At 64.7% G+C, this 19150-nt stretch carries 21 protein-coding genes; 4 read left to right on the top strand and 17 right to left on the bottom strand.

The features are described 5' to 3' along the window. The 6 genes from D3227_RS02835 to D3227_RS02810 form a co-directional block, all read right to left on the bottom strand. Positions 1-870 carry an ABC transporter permease gene (locus tag D3227_RS02835; RefSeq protein ID WP_120012335.1) on the bottom strand — a complete coding sequence of 290 codons (870 nt, stop codon included), beginning with the start codon at positions 868-870 and terminating at the stop codon, positions 1-3. A gap of 67 nt (positions 871-937) precedes the next feature. Then, positions 938-1999, bottom strand: coding sequence for an ABC transporter substrate-binding protein (locus tag D3227_RS02830; protein ID WP_120013022.1), 1062 nt, complete (start codon positions 1997-1999; stop codon positions 938-940). Positions 2000-2054: 55 nt separating this feature from the next. Further along, positions 2055-3029, bottom strand: coding sequence for a PfkB family carbohydrate kinase (locus D3227_RS02825; protein ID WP_120012333.1), 975 nt, complete (start codon positions 3027-3029; stop codon positions 2055-2057). Next, positions 3026-4069, bottom strand: a complete 1044-nt coding sequence (locus tag D3227_RS02820; protein WP_120012331.1) for an ADP-ribosylglycohydrolase family protein — start codon at positions 4067-4069, stop codon at positions 3026-3028. Before D3227_RS02820 ends, D3227_RS02825 begins: the two co-directional genes overlap by 4 nt. 3 nt (positions 4070-4072) lie before the next feature. Then, positions 4073-4798, bottom strand: coding sequence for a GntR family transcriptional regulator (locus tag D3227_RS02815; protein WP_120012329.1), 726 nt, complete (start codon positions 4796-4798; stop codon positions 4073-4075). An 86-nt stretch (positions 4799-4884) separates the two neighbouring features. After that, positions 4885-5655, bottom strand: coding sequence for an IclR family transcriptional regulator domain-containing protein (locus D3227_RS02810; protein ID WP_120012327.1), 771 nt, complete (start codon positions 5653-5655; stop codon positions 4885-4887). 119 nt (positions 5656-5774) lie between these two features. On the opposite strand from D3227_RS02810, the gene D3227_RS02805 reads away from it, so the two are divergent. From D3227_RS02805 to pcaF, 3 genes are read left to right on the top strand one after another with little or no spacing between them, the layout of a single operon-like run. Further along, positions 5775-6632 carry a CoA transferase subunit A gene (locus D3227_RS02805; RefSeq protein ID WP_120012325.1) on the top strand — a complete coding sequence of 286 codons (858 nt, stop codon included), beginning with the start codon at positions 5775-5777 and terminating at the stop codon, positions 6630-6632. Continuing rightward, entirely contained in the window at positions 6629-7423 is a 795-nt protein-coding gene (locus D3227_RS02800; RefSeq protein ID WP_120012323.1) for a CoA-transferase subunit beta, read from the top strand. The genes D3227_RS02805 and D3227_RS02800 overlap by 4 nt, the downstream gene beginning before the upstream one ends. Then, on the top strand, positions 7424-8629 hold the full coding sequence (gene pcaF, locus D3227_RS02795; RefSeq protein ID WP_120012321.1) for a 3-oxoadipyl-CoA thiolase: 1206 nt from the start codon (positions 7424-7426) through the stop codon (positions 8627-8629). It begins immediately after the preceding gene. Positions 8630-8642: 13 nt separating this feature from the next. Here pcaF and pobA read toward each other — a convergent pair whose 3' ends face one another. From pobA to pcaD, 6 genes are read right to left on the bottom strand one after another with little or no spacing between them, the layout of a single operon-like run. After that, complete coding sequence (gene pobA, locus D3227_RS02790) at positions 8643-9815, bottom strand: 4-hydroxybenzoate 3-monooxygenase (RefSeq protein WP_120012319.1); 1173 nt, start codon at positions 9813-9815, stop codon at positions 8643-8645. Next, complete coding sequence (locus D3227_RS02785; RefSeq protein WP_120012317.1) at positions 9815-10867, bottom strand: 3-carboxy-cis,cis-muconate cycloisomerase; 1053 nt, start codon at positions 10865-10867, stop codon at positions 9815-9817. The genes pobA and D3227_RS02785 overlap by 1 nt, the downstream gene beginning before the upstream one ends. 11 nt (positions 10868-10878) lie before the next feature. Continuing rightward, on the bottom strand, positions 10879-11493 hold the full coding sequence (gene pcaG / locus D3227_RS02780) for a protocatechuate 3,4-dioxygenase subunit alpha (RefSeq protein ID WP_120012315.1): 615 nt from the start codon (positions 11491-11493) through the stop codon (positions 10879-10881). Then, positions 11493-12245 carry a protocatechuate 3,4-dioxygenase subunit beta gene (gene pcaH, locus D3227_RS02775; protein ID WP_120012313.1) on the bottom strand — a complete coding sequence of 251 codons (753 nt, stop codon included), beginning with the start codon at positions 12243-12245 and terminating at the stop codon, positions 11493-11495. Before pcaH ends, pcaG begins: the two co-directional genes overlap by 1 nt. Continuing rightward, the gene (gene pcaC, locus D3227_RS02770) at positions 12238-12648 is read right to left on the bottom strand and encodes a 4-carboxymuconolactone decarboxylase (RefSeq protein ID WP_120012311.1); all 411 of its coding nucleotides are present in this window, start codon (positions 12646-12648) and stop codon (positions 12238-12240) included. The genes pcaH and pcaC overlap by 8 nt, the downstream gene beginning before the upstream one ends. After that, positions 12641-13450 (bottom strand): 3-oxoadipate enol-lactonase, encoded by an 810-nt coding sequence (gene pcaD / locus D3227_RS02765; protein WP_120012309.1) that lies wholly within the window; start codon positions 13448-13450, stop codon positions 12641-12643. Before pcaD ends, pcaC begins: the two co-directional genes overlap by 8 nt. 92 nt (positions 13451-13542) lie before the next feature. Here pcaD and pcaQ point away from each other — a divergent pair, with 92 nt between their 5' ends. Further along, on the top strand, positions 13543-14460 hold the full coding sequence (gene pcaQ, locus D3227_RS02760) for a pca operon transcription factor PcaQ (RefSeq protein ID WP_120012307.1): 918 nt from the start codon (positions 13543-13545) through the stop codon (positions 14458-14460). A 93-nt stretch (positions 14461-14553) separates the two neighbouring features. Here pcaQ and D3227_RS02755 read toward each other — a convergent pair whose 3' ends face one another. The 5 genes from D3227_RS02755 to D3227_RS02735 form a co-directional block, all read right to left on the bottom strand. Then, complete coding sequence (locus D3227_RS02755) at positions 14554-15282, bottom strand: ABC transporter ATP-binding protein (protein WP_120013021.1); 729 nt, start codon at positions 15280-15282, stop codon at positions 14554-14556. Next, complete coding sequence (locus tag D3227_RS02750) at positions 15263-16027, bottom strand: ABC transporter ATP-binding protein (protein WP_120012305.1); 765 nt, start codon at positions 16025-16027, stop codon at positions 15263-15265. Before D3227_RS02750 ends, D3227_RS02755 begins: the two co-directional genes overlap by 20 nt. Then, on the bottom strand, positions 16024-17025 hold the full coding sequence (locus D3227_RS02745) for a branched-chain amino acid ABC transporter permease (RefSeq protein ID WP_120012303.1): 1002 nt from the start codon (positions 17023-17025) through the stop codon (positions 16024-16026). Before D3227_RS02745 ends, D3227_RS02750 begins: the two co-directional genes overlap by 4 nt. 3 nt (positions 17026-17028) lie before the next feature. Then, positions 17029-17889, bottom strand: coding sequence for a branched-chain amino acid ABC transporter permease (locus D3227_RS02740; RefSeq protein WP_120012301.1), 861 nt, complete (start codon positions 17887-17889; stop codon positions 17029-17031). 77 nt (positions 17890-17966) lie between these two features. Further along, on the bottom strand, positions 17967-19139 hold the full coding sequence (locus tag D3227_RS02735; protein ID WP_120012299.1) for an ABC transporter substrate-binding protein: 1173 nt from the start codon (positions 19137-19139) through the stop codon (positions 17967-17969). Positions 19140-19150: the final 11 nt, after the last annotated feature.

The raw sequence follows: 19150 nt of genomic DNA, 5'->3' as shown, positions 1-19150 counted from the left end.
TTACGCGGCCCTCCGCAGCACCGGCGATGCGACCGCCAGGATGATCAGCACGACTGCCAGCAGGATAAAGGACAAGGCCGCGCCGAGCGGCCAGTTGAACACTGCGACGAACTGGTCCTCGATAACCGTGCCGTAGAACGTGCCGGTGCGCCCGCCGAGGATGCGCGGCTCCATGAACGAGCCGACCACCGGCACGAAAATCAAAGCCGCACCCGCCACCAGCCCCGGCATGGATAGCGGGATGATCACCCGCTTCAGCACCTGCAGGCGCGAGGCGCCGAGCGAGCGCCCGGCCTCGATCAGCGAGTCGTCGATAGCCTGCAGCGTGAGATAACAGGTCAGAACCATGTAGGGCACGTAGGAGTGCACGAGCCCGATGATGACGGCCGGATAGGAATACATGAGGTCGATGTTGATCTTGAACGGCAGCACGGCATTGAGCGCCGTGTCGAGGATGCCGCCTTCGCGCAGCACCATCGCCCAGGAAAAGATGCGCACCAGCCCGTTCGACCAGAACGGCAGAATGACGAGCAGAAAAATCGCCTCGCGGCTGCGCCCCTTCAGCACCTTGGCCAGCACATAGGCGGCCGGATAGCCGATGACGATGCACCACAGCGTCACCACCAGCCCAAGTCTGAGCGAGGCCAGCAGCAGCGTCAGATAGAGGCTCTGCGAGAAGAAGGCCGCATAATTGCCGAGCGTGAAGGCCCACGGCTTTCCCGACAGCGGCAGCTCGGTCATGAACGAGAAGAAGACCATGGCCGACAAAGGCAGGAAGATCGCCACCGTCAGCCACAGATAGGCAGGCGCAAGCAGCGGCAAGGCCGATCTCAGCCCGCTGCGCGATGCGGTCGCACCCTGTGCTGCCATGATGCCTCTCCTCCCCAGGATCGGAAGGACCAGCCGGCGAACATCGCCGTCTGGTCCGGACGTCGACTTACTTGACGTCGACCTTGAGCTGCTGCCACAGCGCCAGATAGGCTTCGCGCTGCGCGTCGGTGATTGGCGCCTGGAACTGGATAAGCTTGGCCACCTCAGGGTCACCCATGACCTTGCGGTTGAACGAGTCTTCGGGAAGAGCGGCAACCGCCTTGGTGTTGGCCGACACCGGCGCGCCGACCTTGGTGACCCATTCGACATAGAATGCCGGGTCGATCATGTAGTTGATGAAGGCCTCGGCGCCCTCGACATTCTTGGAACCGACCGGGATGGAAAAGGCATCGAGCCAGGCGACAGCGCCTTCCTGCGGGATGACCAGTGAAACCGGCAGCTTGAAGTGGGTCTTGGCGCGATCGGCCGAGCCGCTCCAATAGGTGCCGATGTCGATCTGGTTGGAAGCCACCATCTGGTTCCAGTCGTTCTCCGAACTCCAGAACGTCTTGATCTGCGGCATCAGCGAGGTCAGCTTCGCCTTGACCGCTTCCATATCCTTGATGTCGTTGATGTTCTGGCCGGTGGCGATGGCACCGAACTGGACAGCTTCGACGGCGTCGTCACGAATGACGACACGGCCCTTATGCGCGGCATCCCACATCTCGGCGATGCTCGTCGGCGGTTTCTCGAAGGACTTTTCGTTGATGGCCAAAGCGGTCAGGCCCCACACCCACGGCACGCCATAGACCTTGCCGTCATGGTCGAGCATCGGCGAACTGGCCTTGTCCGGGCTGATGTCGGCATAGTTGGAAAGCTTCGACACGTCGATCGGCTGGATCAGCTTCTCCGCCATCGCCTGGTCGTTGAAGGCGGCGTTGATCATGACGACGTCGTAGAGGCCGGGATTGGTCCGGAGCTTGGTCAGCATTTCCTGTTCGGAATTGAAGAAGTCGTTGACGACCTTGTTGCCGGTCGCCTTCTCGAAGGCGGCAATCGCCCACGGTTCGTCGGCGCCGTAGCCTTTCCAGTTGAGCACATGCACTTCGGCCGCGCTAGCGGCCAGCGTGAGCACGGAGGTCAAGACGGCGGTCGCCGTCAGCAATGCAGTCAGTTTGGGCATGCGCATGTTCGTTCCTCTCATTGTTTGCCCGCTTCGCAGGCTTGTTAAGAAATTTAGGCTGTCACAAATGGGCCTCTTGCTTCCGGCCATGCGCGGTCGACGATTGATCGTGATGGCTGAGGAATTCCTGGATCTCCTGGTTGTTCGGCGCCGACGATCCCCCGTGCCGGGTGACCGAAAGTGCCGCCGCCGCGTTGGCGTAGCGCGCCGCTTCGAATGCCGGCACGCCGCGCGACAGCGCGCTGACGAAGGCGCCGATATGAGTGTCGCCGGCGCCATTTGTGTCGACGGCATCGACCTTGAAGCCGGGAACCGCTTGCGTGCTGCCGTCGGCCAGCCGCACGAAGCAACCCTTTGAGCCGGCGCGGATGATGACGCCAGCCGCCTTCGGGCAATGGTCGGACAGCAACAGGGCTGCGAGTGCCTCGACACCGCCCAGGCCAGCGATCTCGGCCGCTTCCGTCGTGTTGCAGCTCAGCCAGGTGGTGCGGGCAAGCACCCGGTCGAGAACGGCCCGCGGAATGTCCGCGATAACCGGGGTCGGGTCAAAGGCGAAGGGTATGTTTGCCGGCAGCGCCTCGATCCAATCGGCCAGCGCATCGCGGCTGCCAGGATAGCTCAGCGTATAGCCGGAAGCGAACACCCAGTCCCCCGGCGCGACCCGGACCGGTGCCATCATGTCGAGGCTGAGCACGCTCTCCGCGCCCGGCCAGGAGACGAAGGTGCGTTCGGCATCGCCGCTGATCATGGCGACGCAATTGCCACTGTCCATCGCCGGTGACGCCGGCGTCAGCGTCTCGATGCCTTCGGCTGCAAAGGCAGCGCGCAAAAAGTCGCCATTCGGTCCGCTGCCGAGCTGGCCGCCGAACACCACTTTCATGCCGGTGCGGTCGGCCGCGACCATCATGTTGAAGCCGCCGCCGGCAACCTGCGCAAAGCTCGATGCCGTCTTTTCCGTGCCCGGCGCCGGCAAGGCGTCGATGCGGTAGACATAGTCGACCACGGCGCTGCCAATATGGACGAGACGCCCGCTCATGCCGCCGCATCCTTGCCGGAGCCGGCCTTGGCCACGCGTGCCGCAACAAGATCGGCAGCCAGTGCACGAACCTGCTCGATGTCGATACCGACGAGCCTGGCAATGCGCTCTTGCGGCAAACGGGAAAAGCCGGCGCGGGCGCCGGCCATGCCGGCGGCGATGGCGCCGATCGTGTCGGTGTCGCCGCCGAGATTGGCGCTGATGACGGCTGCCTGCCAGGGATCGCCTGCGGCGACCTCCAGCACGGCGAAGGCCGCCGGTACCGATTCCTGGCTGGCGACTCCGGTACCGATGAGATCGACGATCAGCCGGATGGCATCCTTCACCGCTCTGCCGCGCACAAGCTCCTGCGCCCAGACGATGCGCGCGGCGATGTCGCCGCCGGTGACCCAGTGTCCGAGCGCAGCCCCCTGCCTTGCCGCCGCCACGGCGCTATCGGAAGCCGCACGCCAGTCGCCGCCTGCAACGCCGCGGCTGACGGCCGCAGCGACGGCTGCGGCCGAGGCGATGGCGATCGAGGTGTTGTGCGTGGCTTGGCAGGTCTCAGCCACCTTGGCGACAAAAGCGTCGAGCGGCGCCAGCGGCATCATGATACCGACCGGCGCAATGCGCATGGCCGCGCCATTGGTGTCGCCGCCGCGCCCTGCCTCTTGCGCCGGCACACCATTGTTGATGGCGTCGATGGCACGCTTGGTCGACGGCCCCAAGAGATCGTAGCTGCCGCGCGCCTTGACGTCGCGCTCCCAGTCGAGCAGCGCATTGACCCAGCGCGTGTGGTCGAAGCGGTCGCCGGAATCGACCAGGATCCGGCCAAGCAGCAGCGCCTGTTCGGTGTCGTCGGTGATGGTGCCGGCGAGCAAACCCTTCGACACCGGGTGATCGGCGACGGGGGCAACAAAATCCTCGACATGGCCGTAGAGCGCCGCAATGCGGGCCGGCGACAAAAGCTGCGTCGGCATGCCCAGCGCATCGCCCAGCGCTCCCCCAACAAGCGCGCCCATGGCGCGATCGAGCATATCTCTGTTGGTTGCATCCGGCATCGCTCAGAACCGCATATGCAGCGCGAAGTGCGCCGGGTTGAGCAGACTGGTGACATATTCGATCGGCCGGTCGTCGGCGGCACGCGCTAGCCGTCGTCCGCGCAGAAAAGGCGTGCCTTGCGGACAACCGAGGATGGCGGCGTCCTCGGCATTGAGCATCTCGATCCCGACCCATTCTTCACCATGGTCGGGAATGAGGCCGGCGCTGCGCAGCGTCTGGTGCAGCGAGCCTTCGCGCAGGCCGCGCAGCGGCACGTCCTCAAGCTCGGGTGACAATGGCAGGCGGCTGCGCTCGATGGAGATCGCATGGCCGTCGCTGGCGTTGGTGCGCACCCGGTCGACAGCGATGAAGAATGGGCTCTCAATGCCGAGCAGCGCCGCAAGATCGGCGTCCTCGATCACCTCCAGCCGCAGTGTTCGCGTTTCGGCATTGGCGCCGGCATTTGCCAGCGCTCGCGACCAGCCGATGGCGTCGTCGACCGGCTTGCCGTCGAAGGTGACGAAGGAGCCGATGCCAACCTTGGTGGTGATCAGCCCGCGGCTCGACAGTTCCTCGAGGCCTTTGCGGACGGTGTTGCGACTGACGGAAAAGCGCTGGACGAGCTCATTCTCGCTTTGCAGGCGGTCGCCGAAGCCGAGCACGCCGGAGCGGATTTCGTGCTCCAGAACGGTGGCGATCTGCTCGGGCTTGCCCGTGCCGGGAGACAGTTGAACCGCGCGCCGCTTCATATGGGTACCTGTTCAGTGAACCTGTATAATCCTGTTCAATATTGGATTTTGACCACCTCGTCAATCGCCATCGATCCACGTTTTCTTCAGACGAAAAAGAACTCCTCGATGCGCTGTTTAGCGCGAAGCAGCGCGGGCAGGATCTCACGCTCCATCGCCTCGACGGAGAAACGGGCCGACTGGGTCGAGACATTGATGGCTGCCACAGTTTTCCCGGTGCGGTCGCAGATCGGCACGGCGATCGAGCGCAGGCCGAGTTCCAGTTCCTCATCGACGATGGCGAAGTCATCCGCCCTTGCCGCGTCGATCGCTTTGCCCAGTGCGCCACGACTGGTGATCGTCTTCGGCGTCCGCCGCTCGATCTTTGCTTCGGCAAGGAAGGACTTCAGTTCGTTCGTGCCCAGCCCGGAAAGCAGCACGCGCCCCATCGAGGTGCAATATGCCGGTAGCCTTGTACCAACATCGAGCGACACGCTGAGGATGCGGCGGCCGGGAATGCGGGCGACATAGACCACATCCTCGCCCGACAGCACCGCCGCGTTGCAGGCCTCGTCGAACTGCCCCGCCACCTCGCGCATGATGGGTGCCGCGAAGGTCCACAGCGACGCGCCGCCGAGCCAGGTGCGGGCGACGGTCAGCAGCCGCGGAGACAGCGAAAACAACCGGCCGGATTGTGTCGCATAGCCGCTCGCGGTCAGCGTCAGCAGGAAGCGGCGAGCACCGGCGCGGGTCAACCCCGCCTCCTCCGCCATTTCGGTCAGCGTCATGCCGGCGGGATGCCGGGCCAGGATTTCCATGACCGCCAGCCCGCGTCCGAGCGAGCCGACGTGATCCCGCGAAATGCTGTCGTCGTCCATCTAGTTCCCTGAAATGGCGATGCCGCCAGGATTGACTCCCAGCCAACGCTCAAGGTAAAAGTATCTCATATAAAACATGTGTTCGCAATACGAACTTTTATGAGCCCGGAGTTCCTGCGATGGTCAAGTTTCTGCCGCTCAAAGAGGCCGTGGCCGAGAACCTTCATGACGGCGACGCGGTCGCCTTCGAAGGCTTTACCCATCTGATCCCGACGGCTGCGGCGCATGAGGCGATCCGCCAGGGTTTTCGCGACCTGACCCTGATCCGCATGACCCCCGACCTGATCTACGACCAGATGATCGGCATGGGCATGGCGAAGAAGATCATCTTCTCCTATGTCGGCAATCCCGGCGTCGGCCTGCTCAGGCGCGCCCGCGACGCTATCGAGAACGGCTTTCCCCGATCGATCGAGATCGAGGAGCATAGCCACGCCGGCATGGCCAACGCTTACGAGGCAGGTGCCGCCGGCCTGCCCTGCGCCGTCTTCCGCGGCTATCGCGGCGCCGGTTTGGCGTCGGTCAACCCGAACATCCGATCGGTGACCTGCCCGTTTACCGGAGAGGTGCTCGCCGCCGTTCCGGCCATCCGTCCCGACGTCAGCTTCATCCATGCGCAGAAGGCTGACCGCAAAGGCAATGTGCTGGTCGAAGGCATCATCGGCATCCAGAAGGAAGCGGTGCTCGCCGCAAAGCGCGCGGTCGTGACGGTGGAGGAAGTGGTCGACAGCTTCGCTGATCTCCATCCCAATTTGACGGTGCTGCCGAATTGGACGATCTCCGCCATATCGGTCGTTCCGGGCGGCTCGCATCCGTCCTACGCGCATGGCTATTATGTCCGCGACAACGCCGCCTATCTCGAATGGGACGAGATCGCCGCCGACCGCGACCGCTTCCAGGCCTGGATGCAGGCAAACGTCATCGAAAGCACGGCGGATGACTTTGCTGCCCGTGTAGAGCATCTGAGGAAAGCTGCATGAGCGACCTTGGCTTCACCCCCAACGAGATGATGACGATCGCCGCCAGCCGTGCGCTGAAGAACGACGACGTCTGCTTCGTCGGCATCGGCGCGCCGTCGGCCGCCTGCAACGTCGCGCGGCTGACGCATGCGCCAGATATCACGTTGATCTACGAAAGCGGCACCATCGGCACCGCGCCCGACGTGCTGCCGCTGTCGATCGGTGACGGTGAACTCTGCGAAACGGCGGTCACCACCGTCGCGGTGCCGGAGATGTTCCGCTACTGGCTGCAGGGCGGCCGCATCTCGATCGGCTTCCTCGGTGCGGCCCAGCTCGACAAATTCGGCAACATCAACACCACCGTCATCGGCGACTATGCCCACCCTAAGACCCGCCTCCCCGGCGGCGGCGGTGCGCCGGAGATCGCCACCTCGTCGAGAGAGATCTACATCACCATGGCGCAGACCAAGCGCGGCATGGTCGAAAAGATCGATTTCTTCACCTCCTTCGGTCATGGCGACGGCGGCGATCACCGCCAGCGCCTCGGCATCGATACGGCAGGCCCGACATTGCTGATCACCGATCTCGCCATCTGGAAGCCTGACCCCGTGACCAGGGAATTCACGGTCGTGTCCTTGCATCCCGGCGTCAGCCGCGAGGAGGTGCAGGCGACCTGTGGCTGGGTCGTAAAGTTTGCCGAGGCGCTTGACGAAACGCCGGCCCCCAGCGAACTCGAACTGAAGACACTGCGCGACCTGCAGGCCCGCACCAAGGCCGCGCATGAGGGAACCGCGAAAGAGAAAGCTGCTTAGATGGCCGAGGCCTTCATCTGCGACTACATCCGCACGCCGATCGGCCGCTTCGGCGGTTCGCTGTCCTCGGTGCGCGCCGATGATCTCGGCGCCATCCCCTTGAAGGCTCTGGTCGAGCGCAATGCCGGTGTCGACTGGCAGGCGATCGACGACGTCGTCTATGGCTGCGCCAACCAGGCTGGCGAAGACAACCGCAACGTGGCGCGCATGGCGCTGCTGCTCGCCGGCCTGCCCCAGGACATTCCAGGCTCGACCGTCAATCGTCTCTGCGGCTCCGGCATGGACGCCGTCACCATCGCTGCGCGCGCCATCAAGGCCGGCGAGGCCGAGCTGATGCTTGCCGGCGGTGTCGAATCAATGAGCCGCGCGCCCTTCGTCATGCCCAAGTCCGAAACCGCCTTTTCGCGCAACGCCGAGATCCATGACACCACTATCGGCTGGCGCTTCGTCAACCCGCTGATGAAGAAGCAATACGGCGTCGATTCCATGCCGGAGACTGGCGAGAACGTTGCCGAGGATTTCTCCGTCTCGCGCGCCGATCAGGATGCTTTCGCCGTGCGTAGCCAGGACAAGGCGGTCACCGCTCAAGCCAATGGCCGGCTGGCGAAGGAAATCACCCCGGTGACGATCCCGCAGCGCAAGGGCGATTCGGTCGTTGTCGATAAGGATGAACATCCCCGCACCGGCACCACGATCGAAGCGCTGGCCAAACTGCCGACGCCCTTCCGGCAGGGTGGCACGGTAACCGCCGGCAACGCCTCAGGCGTCAATGATGGTGCGGCGGCCCTCATCATTGCTTCGGAAGCGGCTGCGAAAAAATACGGCCTGACGCCGATCGCCCGCATCCTTGGCGGCGCCGCCGCCGGTGTGGCGCCGCGCATCATGGGCATTGGCCCTGCCCCGGCAACACAGAAGCTCTGCGCCCGCCTTGGCCTGACGCCGCAGCAGTTCGACGTCGTGGAACTCAACGAAGCTTTTGCTTCCCAGGGCATCGCAGTGCTCCGCCAACTCGGCATCGCCGAGGACGCGGAGCACATCAACCCGAATGGCGGCGCCATCGCGCTCGGCCATCCGCTCGGCATGTCCGGCGCCCGCATCACCGGCACGGCCGCGCTGGAGCTTCGCGAACGCGGCGGCCGTTACGCTTTGGCCACCATGTGCATCGGCGTCGGCCAGGGTATTGCGATCGCGCTGGAACGGGTGTGACGGTTCCTACCGGTCAATAAGGCAAGCCGACATAATTCTCCGCCAACGCAGTCGAAGCCGCCTGCGAATGCACGAGATAGTCGAGTTCGGCCTCCTGGATGCGCTGGCCGAATTCACCGGTGTCGGGAAAGCGGTGCAGCATGGTCGTCATCCACCAGGAAAAACGCACCGCTTTCCAGACCCGCGCCAGCGCTTTTCCGGAATAAGCGTCGAGCCCGGCCTGCGACTTCTCCTGATAGAATTCGCGAAGCCCGGCAAAGAGATAGCGCACGTCGCTCGCAGCAAGGTTGAGCCCCTTGGCTCCGGTCGGCGGCACGATGTGGGCGGCGTCGCCGACCAGGAACAGCCGGCCAAAGCGCATCGGCTCGGCGACGAAGGAGCGCAGCGGCGCAATCGACTTTTCGAACGACGGTCCGGTGACGACGGCGGCCGCAGTCTGCGGCGGCAGGCGCCGGCGCAACTCGTCCCAGAAGCGATCGTCTGACCATGTCTCGACACGGTCGTCCAGCGGGCATTGCACATAGTAGCGGCTGCGATGCGTCGATCGCATCGAGCACAGCGCAAAACCCCGCTCATGGTTGGCATAGACCAGTTCGTGGTCGGCCGGGGGCACTTCCGCCAGCACGCCCAGCCAGCCGAACGGGTACTGCCGCTCGAAGGTTTTTAGCGCATTTGCGGGCACCGATTTGCGGCTCACGCCGTGATAGCCATCACAGCCGGCGATGAAGTCGCAGTCGATGTGGTGGCTGGCGCCATCCTTGTCATAAGTGACGAAAGGCGCCTCGCCGCCGAAATCGTGGAGCGCGACATTCGCGGCCTCATACACAGTGACGAGCCCCGCAGCCTCGCGCTTATCCATCAGATCATGCGTCACTTCGGTCTGGCCGTAGACGGTGACATGCTTGCCGCCGGTGAGTGCGGCCAGATCGATGCGGTGCAGGCGTCCGTCGAAGGCGAGCGAGATGCCGCAATGAGGCAGTCCCTCGGCGTGCAGCCGGGCGGCAGCACCCGCCCCCTCAAGCAATTCGACGGTGCCCTGCTCGAGCACGCCGGCACGGACGCGGCCCAGCACATGTTCGCGACTTGAGCGCTCGAGGATGATCGCCTCGACGCCGATGGTGGCCAGAAGCTGGCCGAGCAGCAGGCCGGACGGCCCCGACCCGACAATCAAAACCTGTGTGCGCATCAGTGTCCGAGACTTTCGATCCGCCCAGCGAGTTCGGCGGCGAGCCGCAAGGCGGCGGCGGTCGCGACCACCATCTGCGGCAGCAGCAGCCATTCCAGCGTCCAGGCAGCACCTGATCGCTCCTGTTCATGCACCAGCGCCTGGTGCATGCCGGCAAGCTGCGTGGCGTTGAAGCGGCCCAGCGCCACCAGCGCCTCGGCCTTCACCGGGTTCTGCTTGTGCGGCATGGCCGACGAGACGCCACCGCCCGAAAGCGCGATATCGGTGCCGGCCTGCGCCATCAGCGCGATGTCTTGCCCGAACTTGCCGAGGCTGCCGGTCACCAGCGACAGCCAGCCGGCGAAATCGGCGAGCGCATCGCGCTGGCTGTGCCATTGCGGCGCGTCACCGAGGCCGAGCCTGGCGGCGAGCGCCGCGCGGACAACCCCGGCCTTGTCGCCCAGTTTCTCCAGCGTGCCGGCCGCACCGCCGAACTGCACCACCAGCAGCCGCGCGGACTGTTCCGCCAATCGCTGCTGGTGCCGTTGCAGCGGCGCCTGCCATGCCCTGACGCGGTCCGACACCTGGATCGGGATCGCCGGCTGCATGCGCGTCATCGCCATCAGTGTCCTGCCCCCGAACTGCTCTTCGAGAGAAGCAAACCGTACGATGTTTTCGGTCAACAGCAGGCCGAGATGCTCGACGACCGGTTTCAGCCGAAGCATCAGCGCGGTGTCGATGACATCCTGGCTAGTCGCGCCGAAATGGACGAAGGCATTGTGCGGTTCGCCGACCGCCGCCTTGATCTGGCGCACCAGCTCGGGAACCACGACACCGTCCCTGGCGACGCCGGCGCGCAGCTTCGCCGTGTCGGGCCGGAATGAGGCCAATGCTGATAGGATCGCCGCTGCGGCATCGCTGGCGATGACGCCGCTTTCGGCCTCGGCTTCCGCCAGCGCACGCTCGAAGGTGAGCATCGCGGCGATTTCCGCTTCCACGGAAAAATGCCACGTCACCTCGTCGTCACCGAGAAGGCCGGACAGCAGCGGATGGTCGAAGGGCGATACGGTCATGTCGCGGCCGGTCAGCTGTCGAAGAAGACCGTCTCCTTCTCGCCCTGCAGATGGACATCGAAAATGTAGCTGTCGCCCTTACGCTCGGCGATCAGCGTCGGCACGCGCACGGGATGTTCGATGCGGGCGAGGATCGGATCCTCTGCATTGGCCTTTGCCTCGTCCGAAAAATAGAGCCGCGTGTGCAGGCCGATATTGATGCCGCGCGCCACGATCCACAGGCTGACATGCGGCGCCATCAGCCGGCCGTCGCGGAACGGCACGCGGCCGGGCTTGATAGTCTGGAAGGTGCACAGCCCGGTTTCCATGTCGCTCGGGCAGCGGCCCCATCTCGGGAAATCCGGATCGGCAGCACCGCGCAATTCGGCTGGCGAATTGTAGAGCCCGTTGGCATCGGCCTGCCAGATCTCGATCAGCGCATCCCTGAGCGGCGTACCGGTGCCGTCGAGCACCCGAATCTCGAGCCCGATCCGCTCGCCCTTGGTCTTGTCGTTGACCATCGAAGCGCCGAGATCGGCCGGATAGACCCCGCCGATGCCGCAGAAGTTGGGCGTCAGCCCGATATGCACGTAAGGGCCCGCGGTCTGCGAGGGGCTTTCCTTGAGACGGTCGAGCGACTGCGTCATCAATTGCCCTCCGGCCGGTTCTCGAACAGCGAGGCGCGCCGGCCGCGCAACACGATGTCGAACTTGTAGGCGCGCGCATCCATCGGGATCGTCGCCTGCATGTCCAAAACGGCGATCAGCGTCTCGATTGCAGGCTTGTCGCGAATGCCGCGCACGATCGGGCAATGCCAGATCAGCGGATCGCCCTCGAAATACATCTGCGTGATCAGCCGCTGCGCGAAGGCGTGGCCAAAAATCGAGAAATGGATGTGCGAAGGCCGCCAGTCATTGGGCCCGTTCGGCCAGGGGTACGGTCCGGGCTTGACGGTGCGAAAGGCGTAGCCGCCATCCTCGCCGGTGATGGTGCGGCCGCAGCCGCCGAAATTCGGATCGAGCGGCGCCAGGTAGCCGTCCTTCTTGTGTCGGTAACGGCCGCCTGAATTGGCCTGCCAGAATTCAAGCAGCGCGCCGGGCACGCCCTTGCCGCGCTCGTCAAGCACCCGCCCATAGACGATGATGCGCTCGCCGATGGCGCTCTCGCCGGGCCTGGCGAAATTGTGGATCAGATCGTTGTCGAGTTCGCCGAGCATGGCGTGGCCGAACACCGGACCGGTGAGTTCCGACGCCGTGTTGTCGAAGGCAAGCAGCGCCTTCTGCGGCGAGCGCAGCACCGAGGTCTTGTAGTCCGGCGTCAGCACCGGCGGGTGCCATGTCCGGTCGCGCTGGAAGAAGGCACCGGTCTCCGGCATCCGGTTCGAGCCGGGCTCAGGCATGGGCGCTCTTGCCTCCGTCCATTTCCGAGAACACCTCCTTGGCGATCTTGAAGGCGCGATTGGCCGCCGGCACGCCGGCATAGATCGCGACATGCAGGAACGCCTCGCAAATGTCGTCGCGCGAGGCGCCGGTGTTGGCGGTGGCGCGCACATGCATGGCCACCTCCTCATCATGGCCGAGTGCCGCCAGCAGCGCCAGCGTCACGATCGAGCGCTCGCGCTTCGACCAGCCAGGACGCGCCCACACGGTTCCCCAGGCGGCCTCGGTGATCAGCTGCTGGAACGGCCGGTCGAAATCGGTGGCGGCGTCCTCGGCGCGGTCGACATGCGGATCGCCGAGCACCGAACGCCTGACCGACAGTCCGGTGCGGAATGCATTTGTATTCTTCGACACTTCATCCATGAATTTGCTTTCCATCGGCAAGCGAGGCGACAAAGTCGCGGATCAGTGCGGTCAGCAGCTCTGGCTGCTCGACGCAGGGAATGTGGCCGGCGTCGCGGATCACCTCGAAGCGCGCGCCGGGGACAAGATCGGCCAGCGAGCGCACCAGGGCGGGCGGCGTCGAGCCGTCCTGGTCACCGACGATACAGAGCGTCGGCACCGCGATGCGGCGCGCGGCCTCGGTGAAATCCGCGTCGCGAATGGCAGCGCAGGTCCCGGCATAGCCGGCGAGCGCTTGCCTAGTCAGCATGTTCCAATAGCCGTCAAGCTCGGCCGAACGCGCCGTGTGGAAGGCGGGGGTGAACCACATTTTGAGCACCCCGTCGGCAATCTCCTGGATGCCCTTGCTTTCGACCGTTGCGATGCGCGTATTCCAGCTGTCCGCCGTGCCGATCTTGTGCGCCGTATCGGACAGGATAAGGCCTTCGACACCTTCCGGGCGCCGCGCGTAAAACCCTTGCGCGATGAGACCGCCGACCGACAGGCCGCACAGCACCACCTTGCCAAGGCCGAAGTGATCGACGAGGTCGCAGAGATCGTCGACATGATCGTCGATCGAGTTGATACCGCCGATGTCGGAGAGCCCGTGACCGCGCTTGTCATAGACGAGCGTGGGCATTTCACCATCAAGCGCCGAGACAACCTCATCCCAGATCCGGAAGTCGGTCCCCAGGGAATTGATGAATATGATCGGGCGCGCATTGCCAGCTGCCGGCCTGTAGCGGTGATGCAGCGTGACGCCGCCGATGCTGACGAATGGCACGATTTCGATCCTCCATTGTTACCTTGCACTAGGTGTTTGGTTCGGTAAAATGATATTTTGCGGCATTTCATTAACTTGGGGGTTATCGAACCATGGGCGAAAGCCGCATCCGCTTCCGACATTTGCAGGCGTTTCTCGAAGTGGCGCGGCAAGGCAGCGTGGCGCGCGCCGCCGACTTCCTGCATGTCAGCGCACCGGCGGTAACCAAGACATTGCGCGAACTGGAAGAGGCTTTAGGCATCGCCGTCGTCGAGCGCGACGGCCGCGGCATAAGGGTGACCCGGCTCGGCGAAATCTTCCTCGGCCATGCCGGCACGGCGGTCACGGCGCTGAAGCGCGGCGTCGATTCCGTCCGGCAAGACGGCGCCATCAACCGCCACCCGATCCGCATCGGCGCGCTGCCCACCGTGTCGGCACGGGTGATGCCGCTCGCCATGAGCCTGTTCCTGAGCGAGAACACGGGCGCCGCGATCAAGATCGTCACAGGCGAGAACGCGGTGCTGCTCGAGCAGTTGCGCGTCGGCGCGCTCGATCTCGTCGTCGGCCGGCTCGCGGCACCGGAAAACATGACCGGCTTCTTCTTCGAGCATCTCTATTCCGAGCAGGTGTTGTTCGTGGTGCGGGCCGGCCATCCGCTGCTGGAACCTGGCCAGGATGTCTTCGCGCGGCTCGACGAATTCCCGGTGTTGATGCCGACGCGGGAATCGGTGATCCGCCCCTTCGTCGACCGCCTGTTCATCACCAATGGCATGACGGCGCCGGCGACCGAGATCGAGACCGTCTCGGATTCCTTCGGCCGTTCCTTCATGCGCCAGAGCAATGCCGTCTGGATCATCTCGGCAGGTGTCGTCGCCAACGAAATCGCCAGCGGCGCCTTCGTCGCCTTGCCGGTCAACACTGAAGAGACCAAAGGCCCGGTCGGGCTGACGATGCGCACAGACACCGCCCCCTCGCCGGCCCTCACCATCCTGCTACAGACGATCCGCGAAGCGGCCAGCCACCACGCCTGACGTTCACGAGTGCCCTGCCCTCTTCTGGAAATTGCTCTTTGTCTTTGCGCAATTGCGGACGGAAAACGGCTGCACACTTTTTGTGGAATTGCTCTATGCGACCGAATGCGGCATCGCGGCAACGCCGAGCAGTCTCTCGACGGTCTGCGGGCTGGCGTGCAGTGCCGCCGGCGTCCCCGTCCAGGCGATCCGGCCGCGCTCGAGGATGAGCACCTGATCGGCGAAGTCCAATGCGGCACGGATCCTTTGCTCGACGAGCAGGATGGTCATTTCGCCGCCGGAAGCGAGCCGCATAAGCGCCGCCATGAGTTCGTCGCAGATCACCGGGGCCAGTCCCTCGAGCGGCTCGTCAAGCATGAGGACGGATGGACGGCCGAGGATCGTGCGGGCCGTCGTCAGCATCTGCTGTTCGCCGCCCGAGAGCTGGTTGCCGCGATTGCGCCGCCGCTCCTTCAGCCGGGGGAACATGGCGTAAGCCTCCTCCACGGCCGAGCGCTGGCGATCCTTCAGCCCGACAAGAAGGTTCTCCTCGACGGTCAGCGACGGGAATATGTCGCGCTCCTGCGGCACGTAGCCGAGGCCCAGCCAGGCGCGCGAGGCGCTGTCCCTGCCGACAATGTCGACGCCCCCGAGCTTGATCTCTCCGGCATGACACCGTGTCTGGCCGGCGATCGTGGCGAGCAGCGTCGACTTGCCGACGCCGTTTCGTCCGAGCACCGCCAGCCTAGCACCCGCAGGCGCAACGAAAGACACGTCTTCGAGCACGCGGGTCTGGCCGTAGCCGGCAGTCAGCCCCGATATCTCAAGCGGCGCTGCGGTCATCGGCATAGCTCCCGAGATAGGCCTCGCGCACGCGTGCATCCTTCGTCACGTCGCCCGGCGCGCCGTCGAAGATGATCGTGCCGGCGGCCAGGACAATGACCCGCTTCGCAAAACGGAACACGAGATCCATGTCGTGTTCGATCATGAGCACCGCCAGGTCGGCGGGAAGCCCGGCGAGTGCGGACTCGATGCGCGGGGTTTCGCTTTGCGGAACACCGGCCGCGGGCTCGTCCAGCAGCAGCACTTTCGGCCTCAATGCCAGCGCGAGGGCGATCTCCAGCAGCCGCTGTTGCCCGTAAGCGATCTCCGCCACCTTGCGGTCGGCGGCGGCCTCAAGGCCAAGCGTGCGCAGCAGCACCTCGATCTCCTCGAGGACTTCCGGCATCGACCAGAACGTTCCGAACAGGCGGCCGGTACGGCCCTGGCGCTGCAGCACGGCGAGCGCCAGATGTTCCCGCGGAGTCATTTCCGGAAACAGGCGAGTGACCTGAAAGGATCGCACCAGGCCGCGTTGCACGCGCTGCATAGGATTCATGCCGTTGAGCTGCTCGCCGGCGAGGCGGACGACCCCTGAATCCGGTTTCAGATGGCCGGTGACGAGATTGACGAACGTGGTCTTACCGGCGCCGTTGGGCCCGATCAGCGCCACGCGGTCGCCTGGCGCCATCGCCAGCGAGACGGCCTGGGTCACCGCCAGCCCGCCGAAGGCCTTGCTCAGCCGCTCGACCTCGAAAACCGCGCTCATCTTCGCCTCCGCCGGTCGAACAGCTGTGCGGCCGTGCCAAAAATGCCGCGCGGCGCAAACAGCACGACACCGACCAGCAGCGCGCCCATGATCGTCAGCCAGTGGAACGGATTGGCGGCGGAAACGAAATCCTCGAACAGCATGAAGACCACCGTGCCGATGATCGCGCCGTAGAGCGACCCGGTTCCGCCCAGCACCAGCATCACTAGCGCCTGCGCCGAGAGGGTAAAGCTCAGGCTGTCGAGCCCCACCACCTGGGTGGAGATTGCGTTCAGGCCACCGCCGACGCCGGCGACCATGCCTGAGATGATATACATCTTGAGCAGCGTCTTGCGGACCGACGCACCCATCGCCGCAACCCGGATCGGATCCTGCCGGATGCCGCGGCAGAGCATGCCAAACGGGGAGCGCGACAGACGCTGCAGCAGGAAGAAGACGATCACCAGCAACGCTATCCCCAGCACATAGGCGGTGCGTCCCCAAAGATCGAATGCGAAAACACCGAACAGCGGGCTTGGCGCAATATCCGTCAAGCCGTCGCTGCCACCGGTCCAACTCGCGACCTTGTTGGCCGCCTCGTGAAAAAGATTGACGATGGCGATCGAAAGCACGAGTTGCCCGAGCCCGTGGCCGCGCAGGACGACGAGGCCGGATATGAGACCGGCGACTGCGCCGCCGGCGGCGCCCGCCGCGATCATGGCGATCGGGTCGGTTATGCCGAAATGCGCGGCGGCGATGCCGGCGGCATAGGCCCCCGCACCGAACAGTGCGGCATGACCGAGTGTCGCCACGCCGCAGAAGCCTGTGACGAGATCGACCGACAGCACCAGCATGACGATGCCGATGACGCGCGTGAGCAGCGCGAGATTGTTGGGAAACAAGAGATAGCCGACGACCGCCGACGCAAAGATCGCCGCAAGGCCGATCCAGTCAGCCGAAGCCGAGAAACGCGGTCTGGCGATTTGCGCGGCAACGTTCGCAGGATGATTGGCGTCCATTCGTCAGGCCCTTCCAAGAAGGCCGCGCGGAAACGCGCAAACGATGGCGATCACCGCAAGGTAGAAGAAGAACTCGCCATATTCCGGCACCAGATAACGCCCCGTCGTGTCGACCGCGCCAAGCACCAGGCAAGCAAGCAAGGCGCCACCGATCGAACCGGCTCCGCCGACCGAGACGACGACGAGGAAGGTCACCATGTAGCGCAGCGCATAATAGGGCTCGATCGGCAGCAGTTCGGCGCCGACGATACCGCCGAACGCGGCGAGGCCGACCGCGATCGCGAAGCTCGCCGCATAGACGGATTTTGTCCTGACGCCGAGCGCGGCGGCCATCGGCGCATTGTCCACCGAGGCGCGCAGCTTCACCCCGAAGGGCGTCCTCTCGACGAGATACCAGAGGGCCGCGGCGACGGCGAGGCCGCACACGATGGCGAACAGCTTGTGCGCGGCAATCGAACGAAAGCCGAGATCGACCGGTCCGCTCAGCATCTCGGGCAACGGGATGGTCTTGAGCGTCGGCCCGAACAGATAGTTCGCGATGCCGATGACGCAGAAGGTGATGCCGATCGTCATGAGCACCTGGATGAGTTCCGGCTTATTGTAGATGCGCCGGTAGAGCAGTCGCTCGATCGGTGCCGCGATCACGACGGTGCCGGCCACCGCCAGCACGACAGCGGCGACATAGCCCACACCAAGATCGCGCACGGCATAGGAGGCAAGATAGCCGCCCACCATCGCGAAGGCGCCGTGCGCCAGATTCACCACCCGCATCAGACCCATCGTCATCGACAGGCCGATCGAGATGACGAACAGCACCATGCCGTAGGCAAGGGCGTCGACCGCGATGCTGAGCACGCTCTGCATGTCTCACTCCGAGGGTTCGCCGGCGGACGGCCGCCCGCGGACATGGATCTGGCGGCTGGGGGCTCGCCTCGGCAAGGTTACTTGGCGGCGGCGAGACCGGGATCGGCCATGTTCGCGAACGTCTGGATTTCCTTGTTGTAGTATGTGCCGTCCGCGGCCTTGGCGACCTCCCGCAAATAGATGTTCTGCGTGAGGTGGCGGCTTTCGGGATCGATCGAGACAGGTCCGCGCGGGGACTCCCAGGCCATTCCCTTGACCGCATCCACGGCCTTGGCAGCATCCTGCTTGCCCCCGGTTGCCTCGATCATCTTGTAGATCACCCGCATGCCGTCATAGGCGCCGACCGACGGGAAGGACAGCTCGGCCGGGTTGCCGATTGCGGCACGCGCCGCCTCGACGAACTTCTTGTTCTCGGGCGAGTCGTGCGCGACGGAATAATGGAAAGTGGTCGTCACGCCGAGAGCGGTATCGCCCAGCGCCGGCAGATCGGATTCCTGCGTCAGGTCGCCAGGCGCCAGGAACTGGATGCCGGCTCCCTTGAGGCCGTTCTCGTTGTAGGACTTCAGGAAGCCCAGGGTGGTCGGACCGGACGGCAGGAAGGCAAACACCGCCTCGGCGCCGGAATCCTTCACCCGCTGCATGATCGGACTGAAATCGGTGGTCGAAAGGGGCATGCGGACCGATTCGACGATCTCGCCGCCATCCGCCTTGAAGGTGGTGGCGAAGGCCGTCTCGGCATCGACGCCGGGTCCATAGTCGCTGACGACGGTGATGACCTTCTTGATGCCGCGCGCGGTCGCCACCTTTGCCATGGGCACCGAAGTCTGCCAGAGCGTGAACGAGGTGCGCACGACGAGCGGGCTCTTGGTCACGATCGCCGACGTCGCCGCGTTCATGATCACCATCGGCACGTTCGCCTGCTCGAGAAGCGGCGTGACGGCCATGGCATCGGGGGTGAAATAGAACCCGGCGAGATACTGGACGCTCTCCTTGACGACCAGATCCTGGGCAAGTGCTTTGGCCTGTGCGGGGTTGGCTGCCGGAAGGTCGCGATAGACGATTTCGACGTCATTTTCGCCGACCTTCGCGCCGTTCAACGCCATCCAGGCGTCGATGCCGGCCTTGAAATTCTTGCCCTGGATGGCGAAGGGACCGGAGAACGGCCCGACCACGCCGACCTTGATCGTCTCCGCACCAGCGGTTCCGCTGAGCGCTATTGCCGCCACCGCGGCCAGAAGCATGCGTTTCATGGCTTTCCTCC

The sequence above is a fragment of the Mesorhizobium waimense genome (assembly GCF_003601975.1).
Classification (GTDB): domain Bacteria; phylum Pseudomonadota; class Alphaproteobacteria; order Rhizobiales; family Rhizobiaceae; genus Mesorhizobium; species Mesorhizobium waimense.
The sequence above is the reverse complement of the archived record's forward strand: the minus strand, read 5'-3'. Positions and strand labels throughout refer to the sequence as shown.

Bases quoted from the DNA above. Each gene is read 5' to 3' on its own strand.
- D3227_RS02805 (WP_120012325.1), top strand. From the start codon at position 5,775: ATGGTCAAGTTTCTGCCGCTCAAAGAGGCCGTGGCCGAGAACCTTCAT.
- D3227_RS02830 (WP_120013022.1), bottom strand. From the start codon at position 1,999: ATGCGCATGCCCAAACTGACTGCATTGCTGACGGCGACCGCCGTCTTG.
- D3227_RS02820 (WP_120012331.1), bottom strand. From the start codon at position 4,069: ATGCCGGATGCAACCAACAGAGATATGCTCGATCGCGCCATGGGCGCG.
- pcaF (WP_120012321.1), top strand. From the start codon at position 7,424: ATGGCCGAGGCCTTCATCTGCGACTACATCCGCACGCCGATCGGCCGC.
- D3227_RS02755 (WP_120013021.1), bottom strand. From the start codon at position 15,282: ATGACCGCAGCGCCGCTTGAGATATCGGGGCTGACTGCCGGCTACGGC.
- D3227_RS02810 (WP_120012327.1), bottom strand. From the start codon at position 5,655: ATGGACGACGACAGCATTTCGCGGGATCACGTCGGCTCGCTCGGACGC.
- D3227_RS02750 (WP_120012305.1), bottom strand. From the start codon at position 16,027: ATGAGCGCGGTTTTCGAGGTCGAGCGGCTGAGCAAGGCCTTCGGCGGG.
- D3227_RS02745 (WP_120012303.1), bottom strand. From the start codon at position 17,025: ATGGACGCCAATCATCCTGCGAACGTTGCCGCGCAAATCGCCAGACCG.
- D3227_RS02740 (WP_120012301.1), bottom strand. From the start codon at position 17,889: ATGCAGAGCGTGCTCAGCATCGCGGTCGACGCCCTTGCCTACGGCATG.
- D3227_RS02785 (WP_120012317.1), bottom strand. From the start codon at position 10,867: ATGACCGTATCGCCCTTCGACCATCCGCTGCTGTCCGGCCTTCTCGGT.
- D3227_RS02800 (WP_120012323.1), top strand. From the start codon at position 6,629: ATGAGCGACCTTGGCTTCACCCCCAACGAGATGATGACGATCGCCGCC.
- pcaG (WP_120012315.1), bottom strand. From the start codon at position 11,493: ATGACGCAGTCGCTCGACCGTCTCAAGGAAAGCCCCTCGCAGACCGCG.
- D3227_RS02735 (WP_120012299.1), bottom strand. From the start codon at position 19,139: ATGAAACGCATGCTTCTGGCCGCGGTGGCGGCAATAGCGCTCAGCGGA.
- pobA (WP_120012319.1), bottom strand. From the start codon at position 9,815: ATGCGCACACAGGTTTTGATTGTCGGGTCGGGGCCGTCCGGCCTGCTG.
- D3227_RS02835 (WP_120012335.1), bottom strand. From the start codon at position 870: ATGGCAGCACAGGGTGCGACCGCATCGCGCAGCGGGCTGAGATCGGCC.
- pcaH (WP_120012313.1), bottom strand. From the start codon at position 12,245: ATGCCTGAGCCCGGCTCGAACCGGATGCCGGAGACCGGTGCCTTCTTC.
- pcaC (WP_120012311.1), bottom strand. From the start codon at position 12,648: ATGGATGAAGTGTCGAAGAATACAAATGCATTCCGCACCGGACTGTCG.
- D3227_RS02825 (WP_120012333.1), bottom strand. From the start codon at position 3,029: ATGAGCGGGCGTCTCGTCCATATTGGCAGCGCCGTGGTCGACTATGTC.
- D3227_RS02815 (WP_120012329.1), bottom strand. From the start codon at position 4,798: ATGAAGCGGCGCGCGGTTCAACTGTCTCCCGGCACGGGCAAGCCCGAG.
- pcaQ (WP_120012307.1), top strand. From the start codon at position 13,543: ATGGGCGAAAGCCGCATCCGCTTCCGACATTTGCAGGCGTTTCTCGAA.